The organism is Enterobacter chuandaensis, from assembly GCF_039718975.1.
Classification (GTDB): Bacteria; Pseudomonadota; Gammaproteobacteria; order Enterobacterales; family Enterobacteriaceae; genus Enterobacter; species Enterobacter chuandaensis.
In genome coordinates, this window is the sequence record NZ_CP097173.1 from 3862972 (window position 1) to 3882907 (window position 19936).

A 19936-nucleotide genomic window follows, 5' to 3' on the forward strand; every position below is an offset into this window, starting at 1 on the left:
AAGACAGAGACGTTCCCTCCGTGAAAAAAGAATTATCATTAATTGCTTTAAGTTTATTCGCCGCATTACCTGCCGCTGCCAGCCAGCAATCTGACAGCAAAGGTTTTATCGACGACAGCCATTTAGACCTGTTTTTACGCAATGCGTATATCAGCCGTGATTACCATCAGGGCCAGCAGGATAAAGCCGAATGGGGCCAGGGTATCATCGCCACCTTTGAATCCGGTTATACCGAAGGGCTGGTGGGCTTTGGCGTGGACGGCATCGCACAGTACGGCGTGCGCCTGGATGGCGGTCGCGGCAAGAGCGGTGCGGGCGGCATCGACTTCTTTAAACAGGACGATGATGGCCGGGCCAAATCCGATCTGGCAAAGTTTGGCGCGACGGCCAAAATGCGCATCTCTAATACCGTACTGAGTTATGGCAATCAGCGTCCTGAGCTGCCAATTGTCAATGCCGACAGCTCCCGTCTGCTGTTTGAAAGCTACACCGGTACCATGCTGACCTCGAAGGAGATCGACGGGCTGGAAGTGAACGCCGGTTATTTCACCGACGAGCAGCGTAAAAGCGACGACCGCCACGACAGCGGCCTGAAAAGCCTGACCTTCGGCGGCGCAAGCTACCAGTTCAACGACCAGTTCAGCGGCGCGCTATACGCCTCTCATAACGAAGAGGTGATGAACAAACAGTATCTTGGTCTGAACTTCAAACAACCGTTCAGCACGGGGCAGCAGCTGGTACTCGACTTCAACGGTTATAACTCACGTCTGGATCAGGGTTACGCGGACAGCCTCGACACGGGCCGCAGTAACTCCATCTGGAGCCTGGCGGCGAGCTACATCTGGGATATTCATACGTTCAAAGTGGCATACCAGCAGAGCAGCGGCAGCACCGGCTACAACTACGGCGGCTATCGCGACAAGGGCGGCGTGGGTGACGGCGGCAACACCATCTGGCTGGCGAACTCTTACTGGTCTGATTTTAACGGCGAAGATGAACGTTCCTGGCAGGCGTCGTACGGCCTGGACTTTGGCGGCCTCGGCCTGCCGGGCCTGAGCTGGACCACGGCCTACGTGCGCGGCGACAACATTAAGACGTCTGAAACCAGCAACGGCAAAGAACACGAGTGGTTTAACCAGATCCAGTACCAGGTGCAGGACGGTCCGGCGAAGGATCTGAAACTGAAACTGCGCTATTCCGTACTGCGCGTCTCCAGCAACGCCAGCGACTATAACGTGGGCGGGGACGAGATCCGCGCTTACGTAGAGTACCCGTTCAACGTGTTCTGAAGGCAATAAAAAACCTCTCAAGTGAGAGGTTTTTTCACACCAGGCGAGGCTTACTCGCCTTTTTTGGCAGCCTGAATGTAGAGCATTTCCAGCGCCAGGGTCGCTGCGGCCAGCGCAGTGATCTCAGACTGGTCATAGGCCGGCGCCACTTCCACCACGTCCATACCCACGATGTTCAGATCCTTCAGACCGCGCACCAGCTTGATGGCGCGATCGGACGTCAGGCCGCCGATCACTGGCGTACCGGTACCCGGCGCAAAAGCCGGATCCAGGCAGTCGATATCAAAGGTCAGATAGACAGGCATATCACCGACGATCTGCTTAACCTGCGCGATGATGTCGTCCACGCCACGATCGTTGACCTGGCATGCGTCCAGCACGGTGAAGCCGTTGTCTTTGTCGAACTCGGTGCGAATACCGATCTGCACGGAGTGGTTCGGGTCGATCAGACCTTCGTTCGGCGCGGTGTAGAACATGGTGCCATGGTCGAACTCGCAGCCGTTCGCGTAGGTGTCGGTATGCGCATCAAAGTGTACCAGCGCCATTTTACCGAAGTGTTTGGCGTGAGCGCGCAGCAGCGGCAGGGTCACGAAGTGGTCACCGCCGAAGGAGAGCATGCGCTTGCCGGCCGCCAGCAGCTTCTCCGCGTGGGCCTGCAGCTTTTCACTCATCTCGCGCGCGTCGCCGAAGGCGTACACCAGGTCACCGCAGTCCACCACATTCAGACGCTCGCGCATGTCGAAGTTCCACGGGAAGCGGTTGTGCTCCCAGGCCAGGTTGGTGGAAACCTGACGGATCGCGGCCGGACCGTGACGACCGCCCGCGCGGCCAGAGGTCGCCATATCGAACGGTACGCCGGTGATTACCCAGTCCGCGTCGCTGTCGTACGGCTGGAAGTTCATCGGAAGGCGTAAAAAACCAAACGCGTTAGATACCAGAGAGTTATCGTACTGATGACCTAAAGTGCTCATGTCCTGACCTCATTGAAAGTCGATGGGTTGAAAACTGTAAAAAAAATCCCTTCCGCGTCGTTAAGCCCGACGAGGAAGGGATCGATTCGTAAAGCGCTTATTGAGACGAATTATCGCCGGTAAGGCATACGGGTTCAAGTGAGTATAGGGCATTACGCTGTCTTTGCCCCTCACCCTCTCCCCAATGGGAGAGGGAAGAATGCCTACTCGTCTTCCAGATAGGTATATCCGTACAGACCCGCTTCAAACTCTTCGAGGAACTGCTGCTGCAGCGCATCGTCCAGACCGGTGTTTTTCACCTGGTCGCGGAACTGGGTGAGCAGTTTTTTCGGATCCAACTGCACGTATTCCAGCATGTCCGCCACGGTGTCCCCTTCATCTGACAGCTCCACTTCCACACTGCCGTCAGGGAACACGAACACGTCAACCGCTTCGGTATCGCCGAACAGGTTGTGCATGTTGCCGAGGATCTCCTGATACGCCCCCACCATAAAGAAGCCCAGCATCGGCGGGTTCTCCGGGTCGTATTCCGGCATTGGCATGGTGGTGGCGATACCGTCCCCGTCAACGTAGTGGTCGATAGCGCCGTCGGAGTCACAGGTGATGTCCAGCAGCACCGCACGGCGTTCCGGCGCGTGGTTCAGCCCTTCCAGCGGCAGAACAGGGAACAGCTGGTCGATACCCCAGGCGTCCGGCATCGACTGGAACAGCGAGAAGTTGACGTAGATCTTATCCGCCATACGCTCCTGCAGCTCGTCGATAATCGGACGGTGCGCGCGGTTGCTCGGGTCGAGCTGTTTCTGCACTTCATGGCACATGTTCAGATAGAGCTGCTCCGCCCACGCGCGCTCCTGCAGGCTAAAGGTGCCTGAAGAGTAGCCAACGTGAATATCGTGCAGATCCATCTGACTGTCGTGCAGCCATTCGCGCAGGGAACGGCGCGTACCCGGCTCGTGCATCTCCTGCCAGGTTTCCCACATGCTTTGCAGGGAACGTGGGGCATCGTCTGCCGGAGGCGTCGCTTCGGTAATTTCGCTACGCTCGACGCCGATGATGTTAGAGACCAGCACCGTATGGTGCGCGGTTACCGCGCGGCCGGATTCGGTGATCACCGTCGGGTGCGGCAGGCCGTGCTCTTCACAGGCATCGCCAATCGCCCAGATGATGTTGTTGGCATATTCGTTCAGGCCGTAGTTCACCGAGCAGTCGGACTGCGAGCGGGTCCCTTCGTAGTCCACGCCCAGGCCGCCGCCCACGTCAAAGCACTGGATGTTCACGCCAAGCTTGTGCAGCTCAACATAGAAACGCGCCGATTCGCGCACGCCGGTGGCGATGTCGCGAATATTCGCCATCTGCGAGCCGAGGTGGAAGTGCAACAGCTGAATGCTGTCCAGACGACCGCGTTCGCGCAGAATTTCCACCAATTGCAGCACCTGGTTCGCCGCGAGGCCGAACTTGGATTTTTCACCGCCGGAGGACTGCCATTTCCCGGAACCCTGCGATGCCAGACGCGCACGCACGCCAAGGCGCGGGATAACGTTCAGACGCTCGGCCTCTTCCAGCACGATCGCGATTTCGGTCATCTTCTCGATAACCAGATAGACCTTGTGACCCATCTTCTCGCCAATCAGCGCCAGACGAATGTATTCGCGATCTTTATAGCCGTTACAGACGATCACCGAGCGGGTCATGCCCGCATGGGCCAGGACCGCCATCAGCTCCGCTTTCGAGCCCGCTTCCAGACCCAGCGGTTCGCCGGAGTGGATCAGGGATTCAATCACGCGGCGGTGCTGGTTCACCTTGATCGGATAAACCAGGAAATAGTCGCCGTTATAACCATACGATTCACGCGCGCGCTTGAACGCGGCGTTAATGGAACGCAAGCGATGTTGCAGGATCTGCGGGAAGCAGAACAGTGCAGGCAGACGCTGGCCCTGTGCTTCACGGGCTTTCACCAGCTTAGCGAGATCCACGCGCGCTTCAGGGACGTCCGGATCCGGGCAGACGCTGATGTGGCCCAGCTCGTTGACGTCGTAGTAGTTATTGCCCCACCAGGCAATATTGTAAGTGCGCAGCATCTTGCTGGCTTCCTGGGAGCTCATCGCAACCTCCTGCATAGAACGTAGTACACCCTGTTCGCCCGCTGACGAAGGCGAAAAAGAAGACATGTCGTCAGACATAGCGAACCTCAACTCTTTGTATTAAGTGTAAAACAGTTGACTACTATCGCAGCGTTATACGGCGATAACAACCCATTAACGGCTCCGTTTCCCAGCAGAGTATGCTGAAATCCAGACCGTGCGACCGGTTTCTTATTCATATCATTGTAAAACACGTATCCGAACTCTGTATGACAAGGTTCGGCGAAACCACGAGAAAACTCTTGTATTAACAAGAGCGCCCTTGTTCAGTTTTCACAGAGCGTAACCGGCCCTTGAATCCTGAGAAGCGCCGAGATGGGTATAACATCGGCAGGTTTGCAGACTAGAAATGCGGGTTGCGGGAATCAAATGCGTGCCAGAACGGCTGCGCTGAATTAGCGGAAAACGATGGTTCATTATCTCGTATCACCTCCACGGCCGCCTCTGCTGAAACGGACCTCAAGCCAAAGCTAACAGTTCACTGCTTAACCCGGCTGGAAGTGGCGACACGATGAGTTCATCGAGCGCTTTTTTTGTATGAGCCGCGCGCCGCGTTTTATACCGAGAAGGGGGCTAAAAAGCAAAACAAAAATGCGCGTGTTGCCAGCAGCGTCAGGAAAAATTTCCAGCAGCCATTTCAACGCAGTGAGAGATGAATCAAAAAAAACTGGAAATCGGGCGAAGAAGTGACCTAAAATAGCCATCCAGATGTTAATCCATCTATACTGATTAACACTCATACTGCCAGTGTCAAAAACCTGCAGGCCTTGGTAGAATTATCTCCTTTGGCTATTCCACACAGCAGCTTGAGCTAACCAAATTCCTCTTAGGTGAAATAAAACATGGCAAAACACCTGTTTACGTCCGAGTCCGTATCAGAAGGACATCCTGATAAAATTGCTGACCAAATCTCCGATGCGGTGCTGGATGCGATCCTGGCGCAGGATCCTAAAGCACGCGTAGCGTGTGAAACCTATGTCAAAACCGGCATGGTTCTGGTTGGCGGTGAGATCACCACCAGCGCATGGGTTGATATCGAAGAGATCACCCGTAACACGGTGCGTGAGATCGGCTATGTGCATTCTGATATGGGCTTTGATGCCAACTCCTGCGCGGTACTGAGCGCGATTGGCAAACAGTCTCCTGACATTAACCAGGGCGTTGACCGTGCCGATCCGCTGGAACAGGGCGCGGGCGACCAGGGCCTGATGTTCGGCTATGCAACCAATGAAACCGACGTGCTGATGCCAGCCCCGGTTACCTACGCACACCGTCTGGTGCAGCGTCAGGCTGAAGTGCGTAAAAATGGCACCCTGCCGTGGCTGCGCCCGGATGCGAAAAGCCAGGTGACCTTCCAGTACGACGACGGCAAAATCGTCGGCATTGATGCAGTGGTGCTGTCTACCCAGCACTCCGAAGAGATCGATCAGAAATCCCTGCAGGAAGCAGTGATGGAAGAGATCATCAAGCCGGTTCTGCCGACCGAATGGCTGAGCTCTGCAACCAAATTCTTCATCAACCCAACAGGACGCTTCGTTATCGGCGGCCCAATGGGCGATTGCGGCCTGACCGGTCGTAAAATCATCGTTGATACCTACGGCGGCATGGCGCGTCACGGTGGCGGCGCGTTCTCCGGTAAAGATCCGTCTAAAGTTGACCGTTCTGCCGCGTACGCTGCACGTTATGTGGCGAAAAACATCGTTGCTGCCGGCCTGGCCGACCGCTGTGAGATCCAGGTTTCCTACGCTATCGGCGTGGCTGAGCCAACCTCTATCATGGTGGAAACCTTCGGTACCGAGAAAGTGCCTTCAGAACAGCTGACCCTGCTGGTGCGTGAGTTCTTCGACCTGCGCCCATACGGCCTGATTCAGATGCTGGATCTGCTGCACCCAATCTACAAAGAAACCGCTGCATACGGTCACTTTGGTCGTGAACATTTCCCATGGGAAAAAACCGACAAAGCCGCTCTGCTGCGTGAAGCTGCCGGTCTGAAGTAATCGACTGACAGCTGCTTTATAAAAGGCCAGCCTTCGGGCTGGCCTTTTTTGTGTCGGGTGGCGGCGGCGGCTGCGCCTTACCCGACCTACGGGGTGCCACCACCCGGCAATGTTTGAAACCGATTACACCGCGCCGGATATATCCCGCTTTCAGAATATTCTCTTTGCATGATCGCCTTTCTTCTGCTGTTACATTTCCTTTCAGTTAAGTCTGAAATTCAAACAAACGCGATGCGCATCACCTCGTTTACCTCTATATTTTCAAAGCTTTAATAATTTTTACGGTTTCATGTTAGTGTAACCGATTACACCATTGTGATTAATCTCACATATTTTTACGGGTCGCTCACCTACCCTTTACATCAATAAAACTGATAACCCAACTGGAGGGCATAATGCCTGACAATAAAAAACAGGGGCGTACGTCCAACAAGGCGATGACATTCTTCGTCTGCTTCCTCGCCGCCCTGGCAGGATTACTCTTTGGCCTGGATATCGGCGTTATTGCCGGCGCCCTTCCCTTTATCGCAGACGAATTCCAGATTAACGCGCATACCCAGGAATGGGTGGTCAGCTCCATGATGTTCGGTGCGGCCGTTGGGGCCGTCGGCAGCGGCTGGCTCTCCTTCAAGCTCGGACGCAAAAAGAGCCTGATGATTGGCGCGATCCTCTTCGTCGCCGGTTCACTCTTCTCTGCTGCTGCACCTAACGTTGAAGTGCTGATCCTCTCCCGCGTGCTGCTGGGCCTTGCGGTGGGCGTGGCGTCATACACCGCCCCGCTCTACCTCTCTGAAATTGCACCGGAGAAAATCCGCGGCAGCATGATTTCCATGTACCAGCTGATGATCACCATCGGTATTCTCGGCGCGTACCTGTCTGATACCGCCTTCAGCTACAGCGGCGCATGGCGCTGGATGCTCGGCGTGATCATCATCCCGGCCATTCTGCTGCTGATTGGTGTCTTCTTCCTGCCGGACAGCCCGCGCTGGTTTGCCGCGAAGCGCCGCTTCCATGACGCCGAACGCGTTCTGCTCCGCCTGCGTGATACCAGCATGGAGGCAAAAAACGAGCTGGATGAGATCCGCGAAAGCCTGAAGGTAAAACAGTCCGGCTGGGCGCTGTTTAAAGAGAACAGCAACTTCCGCCGCGCGGTGTTCCTCGGCGTGCTGCTGCAGGTGATGCAGCAGTTCACCGGGATGAACGTCATCATGTACTACGCGCCAAAAATCTTCGAACTGGCGGGCTACACCAACACCACCGAACAGATGTGGGGGACCGTTATCGTCGGTCTGACTAACGTACTGGCGACCTTTATCGCCATCGGTCTGGTTGACCGTTGGGGCCGTAAGCCAACCCTGACGCTGGGCTTCCTGGTGATGGCGGCGGGCATGGGCGTTCTCGGTACGATGATGCATGTGGGCATCCACTCGCCAACTGCCCAGTACTTCGCGGTGGGTATGCTGCTGATGTTTATCGTCGGGTTCGCGATGAGCGCCGGTCCGCTGATTTGGGTACTGTGCTCTGAGATCCAGCCGCTGAAAGGGCGTGATTTTGGTATCACCTGCTCTACCGCAACCAACTGGATTGCCAACATGATCGTCGGCGCAACGTTCCTGACCATGCTCAATACCCTGGGCAACGCGAACACCTTCTGGGTCTACGCCGGTCTGAATATCTTCTTTATTGTGCTGACCATCTGGCTGGTTCCGGAAACCAAGCACGTTTCGCTGGAACATATTGAACGTAACCTGATGAAAGGTCGTCCGCTGCGCGAAATCGGCGCCCACGACTGATCCACATGCGGGAGGCGCCCCTTGCGCCTCCCCGCTTCCCGCTTTATGCTCTGCCCCTATGAAAGCTCCCCGTCTCCCCATCGCCATTCAGCAAGCCGTTATGCGCAGCCTGCGGGAAAAACTCGCCCAGGCGAATCTGAAGCTCGGCCGCAACTATCCTGAACCGAAGCTGGTCTATCAGCAGCGCGGCACCGCGGCGGGCACCGCCTGGCTGGAATCGTATGAGATCCGACTGAACCCGGTACTGATGCTGGAAAATCAGCAGGCATTTATTGAAGAGGTCGTGCCGCACGAGCTGGCGCACCTTCTGGTGTGGAAGCACTTTGGCCGCGTCGCGCCGCACGGAAAAGAGTGGAAGTGGATGATGGAGGCAGTGCTCGGGGTGCCGGCCCGCCGCACGCATCAGTTTGAGCTGGAATCGGTGCGCCGTAACACCTTCCCCTACCGCTGCCAGTGCCAGCAGCACCAGTTGACCGTCCGCCGCCATAACCGCGTGATGCGCGGCGAGGCCACCTACCGCTGCGTGAAATGCGGCGAGCCGCTGGTCGCGGAATAATCAGCTGAACTTTCAGGAACTTTCCTGATCTGACTGATTGCATACGGGAACAACATTCGTTACGTTGCGGGCTCGTTTTGACACGGAGTGTAAGATGTCCCGTAATGTTTCTCTCGCGGTTGCCTTCCTGGCAACGGCGCTCTCCGGCCACGCTCTGGCCGACGGTATCAACAGTTTCTCTCAGGCTAAAGCCGCTGGCGTGAAGGTGAACGCCGATGCACCTGGCGATTTCTACTGCGGCTGCAAAATCAACTGGCAGGGCAAAAAAGGGGTCGTTGACCTCGAATCCTGCGGCTATAAGGTGCGTAAAAACGAGAACCGCGCCAGCCGCATCGAGTGGGAACATGTGGTCCCGGCGTGGCAGTTTGGCCACCAGCGCCAGTGCTGGCAGGACGGCGGACGTAAAAACTGCGCCAAAGACCCGGTTTATCGTCAGATGGAAAGCGACATGCATAACCTGCAGCCTGCGGTTGGTGAAGTGAACGGCGACCGCGGCAATTTCATGTACAGCCAGTGGAACGGTGGCGAAGGCCAGTACGGCCAGTGCGGCATGAAGGTGGATTTCAAAGAGAAAGTCGCCGAGCCCCCTGCCCGCGCGCGCGGCAGCATCGCCCGTACCTACTTCTATATGCGTGACCGTTATGACCTCAACCTTTCGCGCCAGCAGACACAGCTGTTCAATGTCTGGAACAAGCAGTATCCGGTAACCGAGTGGGAATGCCAGCGTGACGAACGCATCGCCAGAGTCCAGGGGAATCACAACCCTTACGTCCAGCGGGCTTGCCAGGCGCAAAAGAGCTAACCTACACTACGGCAATTCGCTTACACCGCATGACATATGGAATTTTTGACTATGCGCATTCCCCGCATTTATCACCCTGAATTGATTACCGCAGGCCGCGAAATCGCCCTGTCTGACGATGCCGCTAACCACGTTGGCCGCGTGCTGCGCATGGGCGCAGGCCAGGCCATCCAGCTGTTCGACGGCTCTAATCAGGTTTTCGACGCGGAGATCACGCGGGCGGATAAAAAAAGCGTGCATGTAAATGTATTGCGCGGTGAAGTGGACGACCGTGAATCGCTTCTGCATATCCACCTTGGGCAGGTGATGTCGCGCGGGGAAAAGATGGAGTTCACCATTCAAAAATCCATAGAGCTGGGTGTAAGCCTCATTACGCCACTTTTTTCCGAGCGCTGTGGCGTTAAACTGGATGCGGAACGTCTGAACAAAAAGATCCAGCAGTGGCAGAAAATCGCCATTGCGGCCTGCGAGCAGAGCGGCCGCAACCGTATTCCGGAGATCCGCCCGGCGATGGATCTGGAGGACTGGTGTGCAGAAGAGGATAGCGGGCTGAAGCTCAATCTTCATCCGCGCGCCAGCGCCAGCATCAATACGCTGCCGCTGCCCGTTGAGCGCGTACGCCTGCTGATTGGGCCGGAAGGCGGCCTGTCGGCTGACGAAATTGCCATGACGGCGCGTTACCAGTTTACTGATATTCTGTTGGGACCTCGCGTTCTGCGCACTGAGACAACGGCACTCACGGCCATTACCGCGCTACAGGTACGGTTTGGCGATCTGGGTTGAAGTATAAACGGAGAAGAACATGATAAAGCTCGGCATCGTGATGGATCCCATCGCAAACATTAACATCAAGAAAGATTCCAGCTTCGCCATGCTGCTGGAAGCGCAGCGTCGCGGCTATGAACTCCACTATATGGAGATGAACGATCTTTACCTGATCAACGGTGAAGCCCGCGCACGCACCCGCATCGTTAACGTCGAGCAGAACTACGACAAATGGTACGAATTCGGCACCGAGCAGGACATTGCCTTGGCCGACCTCAACGTTATCCTGATGCGTAAAGACCCGCCGTTCGACACCGAATACATCTATAGCACCTATATCCTTGAACGTGCAGAAGAGAAAGGGACGCTGATCGTCAACAAGCCGCAGAGCCTGCGCGACTGTAACGAGAAGCTCTACACCGCCTGGTTCTCTGACCTGACGCCGGAAACGCTGGTGACCCGCAGCAAAGCGCAGCTGAAAGAATTCTGGCAGAAGCACGGCGATATCATCATGAAGCCGCTGGACGGCATGGGCGGTGCGTCTATTTTCCGCGTGAAAGAGGGCGACCCGAACATTGGCGTGATCGCCGAAACGCTGACCGAGCTGGGCACGCGCTACTGCATGGCGCAGAACTATATTCCGGCGATCAAAGACGGCGACAAACGCGTGCTGGTCGTGGATGGCGAGCCGGTTCCTTACTGCCTGGCGCGTATTCCGCAGGGTGGCGAAACGCGCGGTAACCTGGCGGCCGGTGGCCGTGGTGAACCGCGTCCGCTGACCGAAAGCGACTGGGAAATTGCCCGCCGCGTCGGCCCAACGCTGAAAGCCAAAGGCTTGATCTTCGTTGGCCTGGATATCATCGGCGATCGCCTGACTGAAGTGAACGTCACCAGCCCAACCTGCATTCGCGAAATTGAGGCGGAGTTCCCGATCTCGATCACCGGAATGCTGATGGACGCTATCGAAAAACGTTTACAGAAATAACCTGTGACAGCGCCTGTGTTTATCCCCATACTGGGCGCTGTCGCTTTTTAAACCAGGAAACAGTACCTCTGACAATGAATTTACAGCATCACTTTCTTATTGCCATGCCTGCTCTCCAGGATCCGATTTTTCGCCGCGCCGTGGTTTATATTTGTGAATACAATGAAGACGGCGCGATGGGTATTATCATCAACAAACCGCTGGAAAACCTGCAGGTTGAAGGTATTCTGGACAAGCTGAAAATCCCGGCTGAAGCGCGCCTGCCGGAAATCCGGCTTGATAAACCGGTGATGCTGGGTGGACCTCTTGCCGAAGATCGCGGCTTTATCCTGCATACCCCGCCGGTATTCTCTTCCAGTATTCGCATCTCCGACAACACCGTGATCACCACCTCGCGCGACGTGCTGGAAACGCTGGGCACCGCTGAGCAGCCTTCGGAAGTGCTGGTGGCGCTGGGCTATTCGTCGTGGGAGAAAGGCCAGCTTGAGCAAGAGATCCTCGATAACGCCTGGCTTACCGCACCTGCGGACATGAATATTCTGTTTAAAACCCCGATTGCCGATCGCTGGCGTGACGCGGCAAAGCTGATTGGCATCGATATCCTGACAATGCCTGGCGTAGCGGGGCACGCCTGATGAGCGGAACACTGCTGGCCTTCGATTTTGGCACCAAAAGCATCGGCGTCGCCGTGGGCCAGCGCATCACCGGTACCGCGCGTCCGCTCACGGCCCTGAAGGCCAACGACGGCACGCCAGACTGGAACCTTATTGAGCGCTTGCTCAAAGAGTGGCAGCCGGATGACGTTATCGTTGGGCTGCCGCTGAACATGGACGGCACGGAACAGCCGCTTACCGCCCGGGCGCGTAAGTTCGCCAATAAAATCCATGGCCGCTTTGGCGTCTCCGTGAAGCTTCACGACGAGCGTCTCAGCACCGTCGAAGCGCGTGCGGGCCTGTTCGAGCACGGCGGGTTCCGGGCGCTCAACAAGGGCAGCGTGGATTCCGCTTCAGCCGTCATCATCCTCGAAAGCTATTTCGAACAGGGCTTTTAAACGCAGGGGCCTACAGCCGCCCCTGCGCCCGTCTCTCCGCCAGGCTCTGGTCAAAGTTCTGCATGCCCGCCTGCTGGCCGGTTTGAATGATGCCGGGCAGTTGCCACGTCTTCCCTTCACGAATCAGATTCGCCGCAGCAGCGGTGTTCACCAACAGTTCATATAGCGCGACGCGCCCGCCCTGGAGATCGGGAAGCAGCTTTTGCGCCAGCACCGCCCTCAGGCTGCCGGCCAGCTGGTTACGCACCGGATCTTTCTCCTGCGCCGGGAACGTATCGACCAGCCGTTCAATTGCCTGCGCTGCCCCACGCGTGTGCAGCGTCGCCAGCACCAGATGCCCGGTCTCCGCCGCCGTCAGCGCCAGGCGGATCGTTTCGCTGTCGCGCAGCTCTCCCAGCAAAATAACGTCCGGATCCTCGCGTAATGCGCCGCGCAGCGCCTCGGCAAAGGACGGGCTGTGTTGCCCAATCTCGCGCTGCTGAATCAGGCAACGTTCACTCTGATACATAAACTCCACCGGATCTTCGAGCGTGAGGATATGGCCGTCAGTCTGGCGGTTGAGAAAATCGACCATCGCGGCCAGCGTGGTGGATTTACCGCTGCCGGTGGCCCCCGTCACCAGAATCAACCCGTTGTCACTGGATAACAGTTCGGGAAGCGCCCGCGGCACACCCAGCGAAGCGAGCTGCGGACAGGAACGCGGCAACAGGCGCAGGGTAACGGAGACGCCCTTCATCTGCTTAAACGCACTGCCGCGCAGACGCTGGTTTCCTGCGACCGTCACGGCAAAATCGACCTGCCCGTTTGCCCACCAGGCTCCCTGCTGCTCGTCGTTCAGCCACGCCTTTAATAACGCCCCGACGTCAGGCGGCGGAAACGGGGCCGGTTCAAGGCGGCCTAGTCTGCGCCAGCGCGGTGGTGAATCACTGCACAGGTGTAGATCGGAGACGTTATGCTTTACACTAAGGGCCACAATTTCTTCCACATCCATAGACTACTCCTCGGGAAATGAACGACATTGCGCATAACCTGGCACAGGTCCGGGACAAAATCTCAGCCGCTGCAACACGTTGCGGCCGTGCTTCAGAAGAAATTACATTGCTTGCAGTCAGTAAAACTAAGCCTGCGAGCGCCATCGCAGAAGCGATTGCTGCGGGCCAGCGGGCGTTTGGTGAAAACTACGTGCAGGAAGGCGTGGATAAAATTCGCGACTTCCAGGAACAGGGGACGTCCGATCTGCAATGGCACTTTATTGGCCCGCTGCAGTCGAACAAAAGCCGTCTGGTGGCAGAGCACTTCGACTGGTGCCATACCATCGACCGTCTGCGTATTGCTTCCCGTCTGAATGACCAGCGTCCGGCTGAAATGCCAGCGCTTAACGTGCTTATCCAGGTCAACATCAGCGATGAAAACAGCAAGTCCGGCATTGCGTTGAGCGAACTGGATGCGCTGGCCGCAGAGGTGGCCGCCCTGCCGCGCTTAACCCTGCGCGGGCTGATGGCCATTCCGGCGCCTGAGTCAAGTTATGAAAGGCAGTTTGCCGTGGCACAGCAAATGGCTGTAGCATTTGAGGCGCTTAAAGCGCGCTATGAAACGGTAGACACGCTTTCACTGGGCATGTCGGATGATATGGAAGCCGCCATCGCGGCAGGCAGCACTATGGTGCGCATCGGTACCGCCATTTTCGGTGCGCGCGACTACTCAAAATAATAAGGAAACCTGAGGAACGCCATGAAGACGTTGACTTTCCTGCTCTCAACAGTGCTTGAACTGTATACGATGGCGCTTTTGCTGCGCGTCTGGATGCAGTGGGCCCGCTGTGACTTTTACAATCCGTTCTCGCAGTTTGTCGTGAAAATCACGCAGCCTGTTGTCGGACCGCTGCGCCGTATTATCCCGGCCATGGGCCCCATCGACAGCGCTTCGCTGCTGGTGGCGTTTATTCTGAGCGTGCTCAAAGCCATCGTGCTGTTTATGGTTATCACCTTCCAGCCGATTATCTGGATTGCCGCCATCCTGATTCTGATCAAAACCGTCGGTTTGCTGATCTTCTGGGTGCTGCTGGTTATGGCGATCATGAGCTGGGTGAGCCAGGGACGTAGCCCGGTGGAGTACGCCTTGATTCAGTTGGCCGAGCCGCTGCTGCGTCCGATCCGTAACCTGCTTCCGTCCATGGGCGGCATCGACTTCTCCCCGATGATCCTGGTGCTGCTGCTTTATGTGGTCAACATGGGGATCGCTGAGCTGTTACAGTCTACGGGCGATATGCTGCTGCCGGGGCTGTGGATGGCGCTATGAGTGCAGTAAGCACCTGCGCTGACGGGCTGGTTTTACGGCTGTATATTCAGCCGAAAGCCAGCCGTGACAGTATTGTTGGGCTGCATGGCGACGAGCTAAAAGTCGCCATCACCGCCCCGCCGGTCGATGGCCAGGCGAACGCGCATCTGACCAAATATCTGGCAAAACAGTTTCGCGTCGCCAAAAGCCAGGTCATCATTGAAAAAGGTGAACTTGGGCGGCATAAACAGGTAAAAATCCTTAATCCGCAATCTATCCCGACGGAAGTCGCGGCTCTGACAGAACAGGACTAAACCATGCAGAAAGTTGTTCTCGCGACCGGTAACGCCGGTAAAGTGCGCGAGCTGGCCTCGCTATTAAATGATTTTGGGCTGGACGTGGTGGCTCAGACCGATCTTGGCGTGGAGTCCGCCGAAGAGACGGGGCTGACGTTTATCGAAAACGCGATCCTGAAAGCGCGCCACGCTGCGCAGATTACCGGCCTGCCAGCGATTGCCGATGACTCCGGCCTGGCCGTGGATTTTCTCGGCGGTGCGCCGGGGATTTACTCCGCGCGCTACTCCGGCGTGGACGCTACCGACCAGCAGAATCTGGAAAAGCTGCTTGTCGCTCTGAAAGATGTACCGGATGAACAGCGCACCGCGCAGTTCCACTGCGTGCTGGTTTATATGCGTCACGCGGAAGACCCGACGCCGATCGTCTGCCACGGCAGCTGGCCGGGCGTAATTACACGTGAAGCGGCGGGCAACGGCGGCTTTGGCTACGATCCGATTTTCTTTGTCCCGACCGAGGGCAAAACCGCTGCGGAACTGACCCGCGAAGAGAAAAGCGCGATATCCCACCGTGGACGCGCGCTGAAACTATTACTGGAAGCACTGCGTAATGGCTAATTTGCCGCCTCTGAGTCTGTATATTCACATCCCGTGGTGCGTGCAGAAATGCCCGTACTGCGATTTCAACTCGCACGCGCTAAAGGGCGAAGTGCCGCACGATGACTACGTTGCTCATCTGCTGGCCGACCTGGACCTCGATGCACCTTACGCACAGGGACGTGAAGTTAAGACCATTTTCATTGGTGGCGGTACGCCGAGCCTGCTGTCCGGCCCGGCGATGCAAACGCTGCTGGACGGCGTGCGTGCGCGCCTGAACCTGGCGGCGGATGCTGAAATTACAATGGAAGCCAACCCCGGCACCGTTGAAGCCGACCGTTTTGTCGACTATCAGCGTGCGGGCGTGAACCGTATCTCCATCGGCGTGCAGAGCTTTAGCGAGCCGAAGCTGAAACGACTGGGGCGCATTCACGGCCCGGAAGAGGCGAAGCGTGCGGCCAACCTGGCTACCGGGCTTGGGCTGCGCAGCTTTAACCTGGATTTGATGCACGGCCTGCCGGATCAGTCGCTGGAAGAAGCGCTGGACGATCTGCGCCAGGCAATTGAACTGAACCCGCCGCACCTGTCGTGGTATCAGCTCACCATTGAGCCCAACACGCTGTTTGGCTCTCGTCCACCGGTATTGCCGGATGACGATGCGCTGTGGGATATCTTTGAGCAGGGCCATCAGCTGTTAAATGCCGCAGGCTATCAGCAGTATGAAACGTCGGCCTATGCGAAGCCGGGCTACCAGTGTCAGCACAACCTGAACTACTGGCGCTTTGGCGACTATCTGGGCATCGGCTGCGGCGCGCACGGCAAGGTGACCTTCCCGGACGGGCGCATTCTGCGCACGGCCAAGACTCGCCACCCGCGCGGGTATATGGAAGGCCGCTACCTGGAGCGTCAGCACGACGTTGAGGCGGCGGATAAGCCGTTTGAGTTCTTTATGAACCGCTTCCGTCTGCTGGAAGCAGCGCCGCGCGCGGAGTTTGCGCTGTACACCGGCCTGGCGGAATCGGTGATTCGTCCGCAGATTGACGAGGCGCTGGCAAAGGGGTATCTCACCGAGAGTGAGGAATGCTGGCAGATCACCGAGCACGGCAAGCTGTTCTTAAATTCCCTTCTTGAGCTGTTCCTCGCCGACGATTCCTGAACAATTCATTCTGCCAGTTGAGGGAAAGGCTGGTACGTCATTCGTTTCTGGAACAACGAACTCTGGGATAACGAAGAGGCTGTGTTAGAGAGGATCCTTGAGACGCTGCAAATGCTGCAACCCTCACCCCAGCCCTCTCCCTGAAAGGGAGAGGGAGCAAACCAATACCTCCCCCCTTTGGGAACAGGGAGCAAACTATTCCCTCTCCCCTCTGGGGAGAGGGTTAGGGTGAGGGGAACTTACTTCAGCGTCCCCACCAGCGCCTTTCGGCTATCCTCCAGCGACATCACGCGTTTACACACGTCTTTGCCGAACTGCTGGAAATCATCTTCCTGGTTCTTCCACTCGTTCTGAATGGAGGTCTGCAGGCCGCCCAGACTGCCCAGCACGCCCTGCAGCGGGTTACCGCCGCCTTTCAGCACGGCTTTGGCCCCCATCTCGTTGATGCTGTCCTGCAGAATACCGCCCATCGCCTGATTCACCAGCTGCTGTCCGTCAGCACGAACCTGATCAATCGCCTTGTAGTGGAACGTCAGGCCGTCGGAGCGGGTCTCGATAATGCGGTTCATCTGCTCTTTAAGCTGTTTGTCGAGCCTGGTCAGGCGGGTGCGCATATTGCTGCTCTCACCCACCTCTTTGGTGATGATCTTATCCAGCGCGACGCGGCTCTTTTCGACGCGCGTCAGCGCGCCGTCATTAATCCACGGCAGCGCGGTACGCAAATCGGCCTGATAGTCTTTCGCCTGCTCGCGCTGGGCGGCGGTCAGGTTCTGTGGTTTACCGTTAAAGGTGACGTTCCCTTCCGGCGTAATCACCAGATTGCCGTTCTCGCCTTTGACCTGCACGGTTTGCGGGCTTAACACCACGTCATCACGCGGGGTGACGCTACATTGATAATCCGCATGGGCGGTGAATCCGGTTGCCATCAAGGCAACAGCCAGCAACGTTTTGCGCATCTTTAACACTCCCTCAGACAAAATGGGCCAGCTAATGCTGGCCCGCTTACTGCTTTATTAGTCCCACCAAACGTCGAAAAGTTCGCTGACGCGGACATCTTCCAGCTTGTGGTCTTCAAGCCATTTACGCACCAGCGCCTGATGTTCTTCGGTGCACTTACCGACTTCCTGGGTGCAGATCAGGCCTTCCCATGCCAGGTAGCCGCTACCGTCGAAGGCCAGCTTGTTTGGCTCGATCACCTCGTTGATGAACGCATCCACGTCCTGATCGATCTGTTCTACACTGGTGCCTTCCGGGAAACGCCACGCGACGGAGAAGCCCACTTCCTGGAATTCTTCGATGTGCATCTTTTTACGCAGACGACGGCTACGATTCTTTGCCATTATTTCACCCTCTCGAACATTAAGTCCCATACACCGTGACCAAGACGATGGCCACGCTGTTCAAATTTCGTTACCGGACGCGATTCCGGACGCGGTACATAGTCGTTGCTCGCAGACTGGTTTTTGTACCCGTCCAGCGACGACATCACTTCCAGCATATGTTCCGCATACGGTTCCCAGTCGGTCGCCATGTGGAAGACGCCGCCCAGCTTCAGCTTACTTTTCACCAGCTCGGCAAACGGCGCCTGAACGATACGGCGTTTATTATGACGTGCTTTGTGCCACGGGTCAGGGAAAAAGAGCTGAACCATGTTCAAAGAATTGTCAGGAATCATTTTGTGCAGCACTTCCACCGCGTCGTGACACATCACGCGCAGGTTCTCAACGCCCTCTTCATGAGCCGTTGCGAGACAGGCACCCACGCCCGGCGAGTGCACTTCAATGCCGAGGAAGTTCTGCTCCGGGCGGGCTTTTGCCATGGTCACCAGCGAGGTGCCCATACCAAAACCGATCTCCAGCGTGACGGGCGCGTCACGGCCAAACAGCTCAGTAAAGTCCAGAGGCTGCTCGCTAAACTCAACGCCCATCACCGGCCAGTAGTTGTCCAGCGCGTGTTGCTGCCCTTTTGTCAGGCGGCCCTGACGGCGGACAAAGCTGCGAATACGGCGCAGCGGGCGGCCGTTTTCATCAAATTCCGGTGAAATGACGTCGTTTTTCATAAAAGAGTTGTCTGCTTGTGAGAGTGTTCGGGAAACGGGCATTATCCAAAGTTAAGGCTTCTATGCAAGCATGGGAAAGATCCGGTTTACAGCAGATTGACGCTGTGCTGCAATCTGCGTCCCTGATTATGCGAATCGATGACCATGCAAGCCTCTCAATTTTCAGCCCAGGTGCTGGACTGGTACGACAAATACGGGCGTAAAACCCTGCCCTGGCAAATTGAAAAAACGCCGTACAAAGTATGGCTCTCCGAGGTGATGTTGCAACAAACGCAGGTCGCCACGGTGATCCCCTACTTCGAGCGTTTTATGGCGCGCTTCCCGACGGTGACCGATCTGGCCAACGCGCCGTTAGATGAGGTGCTACACCTGTGGACCGGGCTCGGCTACTACGCCCGCGCGCGTAACCTGCACAAGGCCGCACAGCAGGTCGCGACGCGCCACCACGGTAAATTCCCGGAAACCTTTGACGAAGTGGCGGACTTACCCGGCGTCGGGCGTTCAACCGCAGGCGCCATTCTCTCCCTGTCTTTAGGCAAACATTTCCCGATCCTCGACGGCAACGTGAAGCGCGTGCTCGCGCGCTGTTATGCCGTCAACGGCTGGCCGGGGAAGAAGGACGTTGAGAAACGTCTTTGGGAAATAAGTGAAGCGGTCACCCCGGCGAAAGGCGTCGAGCGTTTCAACCAGGCGATGATGGATCTTGGCGCAATGGTCTGCACGCGCTCAAAACCGAAATGCGAACTCTGCCCTGTGAACAACCTCTGCGTGGCCTACGCCAACCATTCGTGGGCGCAGTATCCGGGTAAAAAACCCAAACAGACGCTGCCGGAGCGCACCGGCTATATGCTGCTGATGCAGCACGGCGACGAGGTGTTCCTCGCCCAGCGTCCGCCGAGCGGCCTGTGGGGTGGTCTATACTGCTTCCCACAGTTTGAAGACGAAGCATCGCTTCGGGAATGGCTTGAACAGCGCGGCATTACGACAGATACCCTGACGCAACTTAACGCGTTCCGCCATACCTTCAGCCACTTCCATCTGGATATTGTCCCGATGTGGCTTCCCGTGTCCTCATTCACCTCGTGCATGGATGAAGGCACCGCTCTCTGGTATAACTTAGCGCAACCGCCATCAGTCGGGCTGGCGGCTCCCGTGGAGCGCCTGTTACAGCAATTACGTGTCGGTGCAATGGTTTAGCATCGGC

24 protein-coding genes and 1 pseudogene are annotated in these 19936 nt (G+C 56.9%); 16 read left to right on the plus strand and 9 right to left on the minus strand.

Going from position 1 to position 19936, the window contains the following annotated elements; all coding sequences use genetic code 11:
* The first annotated feature begins 20 nt into the window (after window positions 1–20).
* Entirely contained in the window at window positions 21–1289 is a 1269-nt protein-coding gene (locus MX657_RS18555; RefSeq protein ID WP_218727427.1) for an OprD family outer membrane porin, read from the plus strand.
* 50 nt (window positions 1290–1339) lie between these two features.
* Here the strand turns inward: MX657_RS18555 and speB are convergent, their stop codons facing one another.
* The 5 genes from speB to MX657_RS18580 all read right to left on the minus strand — a co-directional run bounded on the left by speB (window position 1340) and on the right by MX657_RS18580 (window position 5105).
* On the minus strand, window positions 1340–2260 hold the full coding sequence (speB, locus tag MX657_RS18560) for an agmatinase (protein WP_002434404.1): 921 nt from the start codon (window positions 2258–2260) through the stop codon (window positions 1340–1342).
* 203 nt (window positions 2261–2463) lie between these two features.
* Window positions 2464–4440 carry a biosynthetic arginine decarboxylase gene (gene speA, locus MX657_RS18565; protein WP_080330050.1) on the minus strand — a complete coding sequence of 659 codons (1977 nt, stop codon included), beginning with the start codon at window positions 4438–4440 and terminating at the stop codon, window positions 2464–2466.
* Window positions 4441–4448: 8 nt separating this feature from the next.
* Window positions 4449–4580, minus strand: a complete 132-nt coding sequence (gene yqgB / locus MX657_RS18570; RefSeq protein WP_057979949.1) for an acid stress response protein YqgB — start codon at window positions 4578–4580, stop codon at window positions 4449–4451.
* A gap of 94 nt (window positions 4581–4674) precedes the next feature.
* Window positions 4675–4818 carry a hypothetical protein gene (locus MX657_RS23735; protein ID WP_419179132.1) on the minus strand — a complete coding sequence of 48 codons (144 nt, stop codon included), beginning with the start codon at window positions 4816–4818 and terminating at the stop codon, window positions 4675–4677.
* 68 nt (window positions 4819–4886) lie between these two features.
* Entirely contained in the window at window positions 4887–5105 is a 219-nt protein-coding gene (locus tag MX657_RS18580) for a hypothetical protein (protein ID WP_139784218.1), read from the minus strand.
* A 138-nt stretch (window positions 5106–5243) separates the two neighbouring features.
* Here MX657_RS18580 and metK point away from each other — a divergent pair, with 138 nt between their 5' ends.
* The 8 genes from metK (at window position 5244) to ruvX (ending at window position 12350) form a co-directional block, all read left to right on the plus strand.
* Window positions 5244–6398, plus strand: a complete 1155-nt coding sequence (metK, locus tag MX657_RS18585) for a methionine adenosyltransferase (protein ID WP_014885184.1) — start codon at window positions 5244–5246, stop codon at window positions 6396–6398.
* Between the two features lie 395 nt (window positions 6399–6793).
* A complete protein-coding gene (gene galP / locus MX657_RS18590; RefSeq protein WP_346806366.1) occupies window positions 6794–8191 on the plus strand; it encodes a galactose/proton symporter in 1398 nt (465 codons plus the stop codon).
* A 58-nt stretch (window positions 8192–8249) separates the two neighbouring features.
* Window positions 8250–8747 (plus strand): SprT family zinc-dependent metalloprotease, encoded by a 498-nt coding sequence (locus tag MX657_RS18595; RefSeq protein WP_346806368.1) that lies wholly within the window; start codon window positions 8250–8252, stop codon window positions 8745–8747.
* A gap of 94 nt (window positions 8748–8841) precedes the next feature.
* Window positions 8842–9549 carry a deoxyribonuclease I gene (gene endA / locus MX657_RS18600; protein WP_346806370.1) on the plus strand — a complete coding sequence of 236 codons (708 nt, stop codon included), beginning with the start codon at window positions 8842–8844 and terminating at the stop codon, window positions 9547–9549.
* 51 nt (window positions 9550–9600) lie between these two features.
* A complete protein-coding gene (gene rsmE / locus MX657_RS18605) occupies window positions 9601–10332 on the plus strand; it encodes a 16S rRNA (uracil(1498)-N(3))-methyltransferase (RefSeq protein WP_346806372.1) in 732 nt (243 codons plus the stop codon).
* Between the two features lie 19 nt (window positions 10333–10351).
* The gene (gene gshB / locus MX657_RS18610) at window positions 10352–11299 is read left to right on the plus strand and encodes a glutathione synthase (protein WP_033146605.1); all 948 of its coding nucleotides are present in this window, start codon (window positions 10352–10354) and stop codon (window positions 11297–11299) included.
* A gap of 74 nt (window positions 11300–11373) precedes the next feature.
* On the plus strand, window positions 11374–11934 hold the full coding sequence (locus MX657_RS18615) for a YqgE/AlgH family protein (RefSeq protein WP_008499752.1): 561 nt from the start codon (window positions 11374–11376) through the stop codon (window positions 11932–11934).
* A complete protein-coding gene (gene ruvX / locus MX657_RS18620) occupies window positions 11934–12350 on the plus strand; it encodes a Holliday junction resolvase RuvX (protein ID WP_021242076.1) in 417 nt (138 codons plus the stop codon). Before MX657_RS18615 ends, ruvX begins: the two co-directional genes overlap by 1 nt.
* A gap of 10 nt (window positions 12351–12360) precedes the next feature.
* Here the strand turns inward: ruvX and MX657_RS18625 are convergent, their stop codons facing one another.
* The gene (locus MX657_RS18625) at window positions 12361–13341 is read right to left on the minus strand and encodes a type IV pilus twitching motility protein PilT (protein ID WP_218727435.1); all 981 of its coding nucleotides are present in this window, start codon (window positions 13339–13341) and stop codon (window positions 12361–12363) included.
* A gap of 17 nt (window positions 13342–13358) precedes the next feature.
* Between MX657_RS18625 and MX657_RS18630 the strand changes: the two genes are divergently transcribed.
* From MX657_RS18630 to MX657_RS18655, 6 genes and pseudogenes are all read left to right on the plus strand, one after another.
* Entirely contained in the window at window positions 13359–14060 is a 702-nt protein-coding gene (locus MX657_RS18630) for a YggS family pyridoxal phosphate-dependent enzyme (RefSeq protein WP_080330043.1), read from the plus strand.
* Window positions 14061–14081: 21 nt separating this feature from the next.
* Window positions 14082–14648 (plus strand): YggT family protein, encoded by a 567-nt coding sequence (locus MX657_RS18635; RefSeq protein WP_080330042.1) that lies wholly within the window; start codon window positions 14082–14084, stop codon window positions 14646–14648.
* Window positions 14645–14941 (plus strand): DUF167 family protein YggU, encoded by a 297-nt coding sequence (gene yggU / locus MX657_RS18640; RefSeq protein ID WP_014885193.1) that lies wholly within the window; start codon window positions 14645–14647, stop codon window positions 14939–14941. The genes MX657_RS18635 and yggU overlap by 4 nt, the downstream gene beginning before the upstream one ends.
* 3 nt (window positions 14942–14944) lie before the next feature.
* A complete protein-coding gene (locus tag MX657_RS18645; protein WP_048979374.1) occupies window positions 14945–15538 on the plus strand; it encodes an XTP/dITP diphosphatase in 594 nt (197 codons plus the stop codon).
* On the plus strand, window positions 15531–16673 hold the full coding sequence (gene hemW / locus MX657_RS18650) for a radical SAM family heme chaperone HemW (protein ID WP_346806377.1): 1143 nt from the start codon (window positions 15531–15533) through the stop codon (window positions 16671–16673). Before MX657_RS18645 ends, hemW begins: the two co-directional genes overlap by 8 nt.
* 24 nt (window positions 16674–16697) lie before the next feature.
* Window positions 16698–16817 (plus strand): annotated as a pseudogene (locus MX657_RS18655) (DUF559 domain-containing protein); the annotation flags it as partial.
* 95 nt (window positions 16818–16912) lie between these two features.
* Here MX657_RS18655 and MX657_RS18660 read toward each other — a convergent pair.
* Genes MX657_RS18660 through trmB form a run of 3 tightly spaced genes read right to left on the minus strand, consistent with a single transcriptional unit; the run spans window position 16913 to window position 18732 of the window.
* The gene (locus MX657_RS18660; protein ID WP_346806379.1) at window positions 16913–17629 is read right to left on the minus strand and encodes a DUF2884 domain-containing protein; all 717 of its coding nucleotides are present in this window, start codon (window positions 17627–17629) and stop codon (window positions 16913–16915) included.
* Window positions 17630–17686: 57 nt separating this feature from the next.
* Window positions 17687–18013 (minus strand): YggL family protein, encoded by a 327-nt coding sequence (locus MX657_RS18665; RefSeq protein ID WP_003862421.1) that lies wholly within the window; start codon window positions 18011–18013, stop codon window positions 17687–17689.
* On the minus strand, window positions 18013–18732 hold the full coding sequence (gene trmB / locus MX657_RS18670) for a tRNA (guanosine(46)-N7)-methyltransferase TrmB (RefSeq protein WP_080330039.1): 720 nt from the start codon (window positions 18730–18732) through the stop codon (window positions 18013–18015). The genes MX657_RS18665 and trmB overlap by 1 nt, the downstream gene beginning before the upstream one ends.
* Window positions 18733–18876: 144 nt before the next feature.
* On the opposite strand from trmB, the gene mutY reads away from it, so the two are divergent.
* Complete coding sequence (mutY, locus tag MX657_RS18675) at window positions 18877–19929, plus strand: A/G-specific adenine glycosylase (RefSeq protein WP_346806382.1); 1053 nt, start codon at window positions 18877–18879, stop codon at window positions 19927–19929.
* Window positions 19930–19936: the final 7 nt, after the last annotated feature.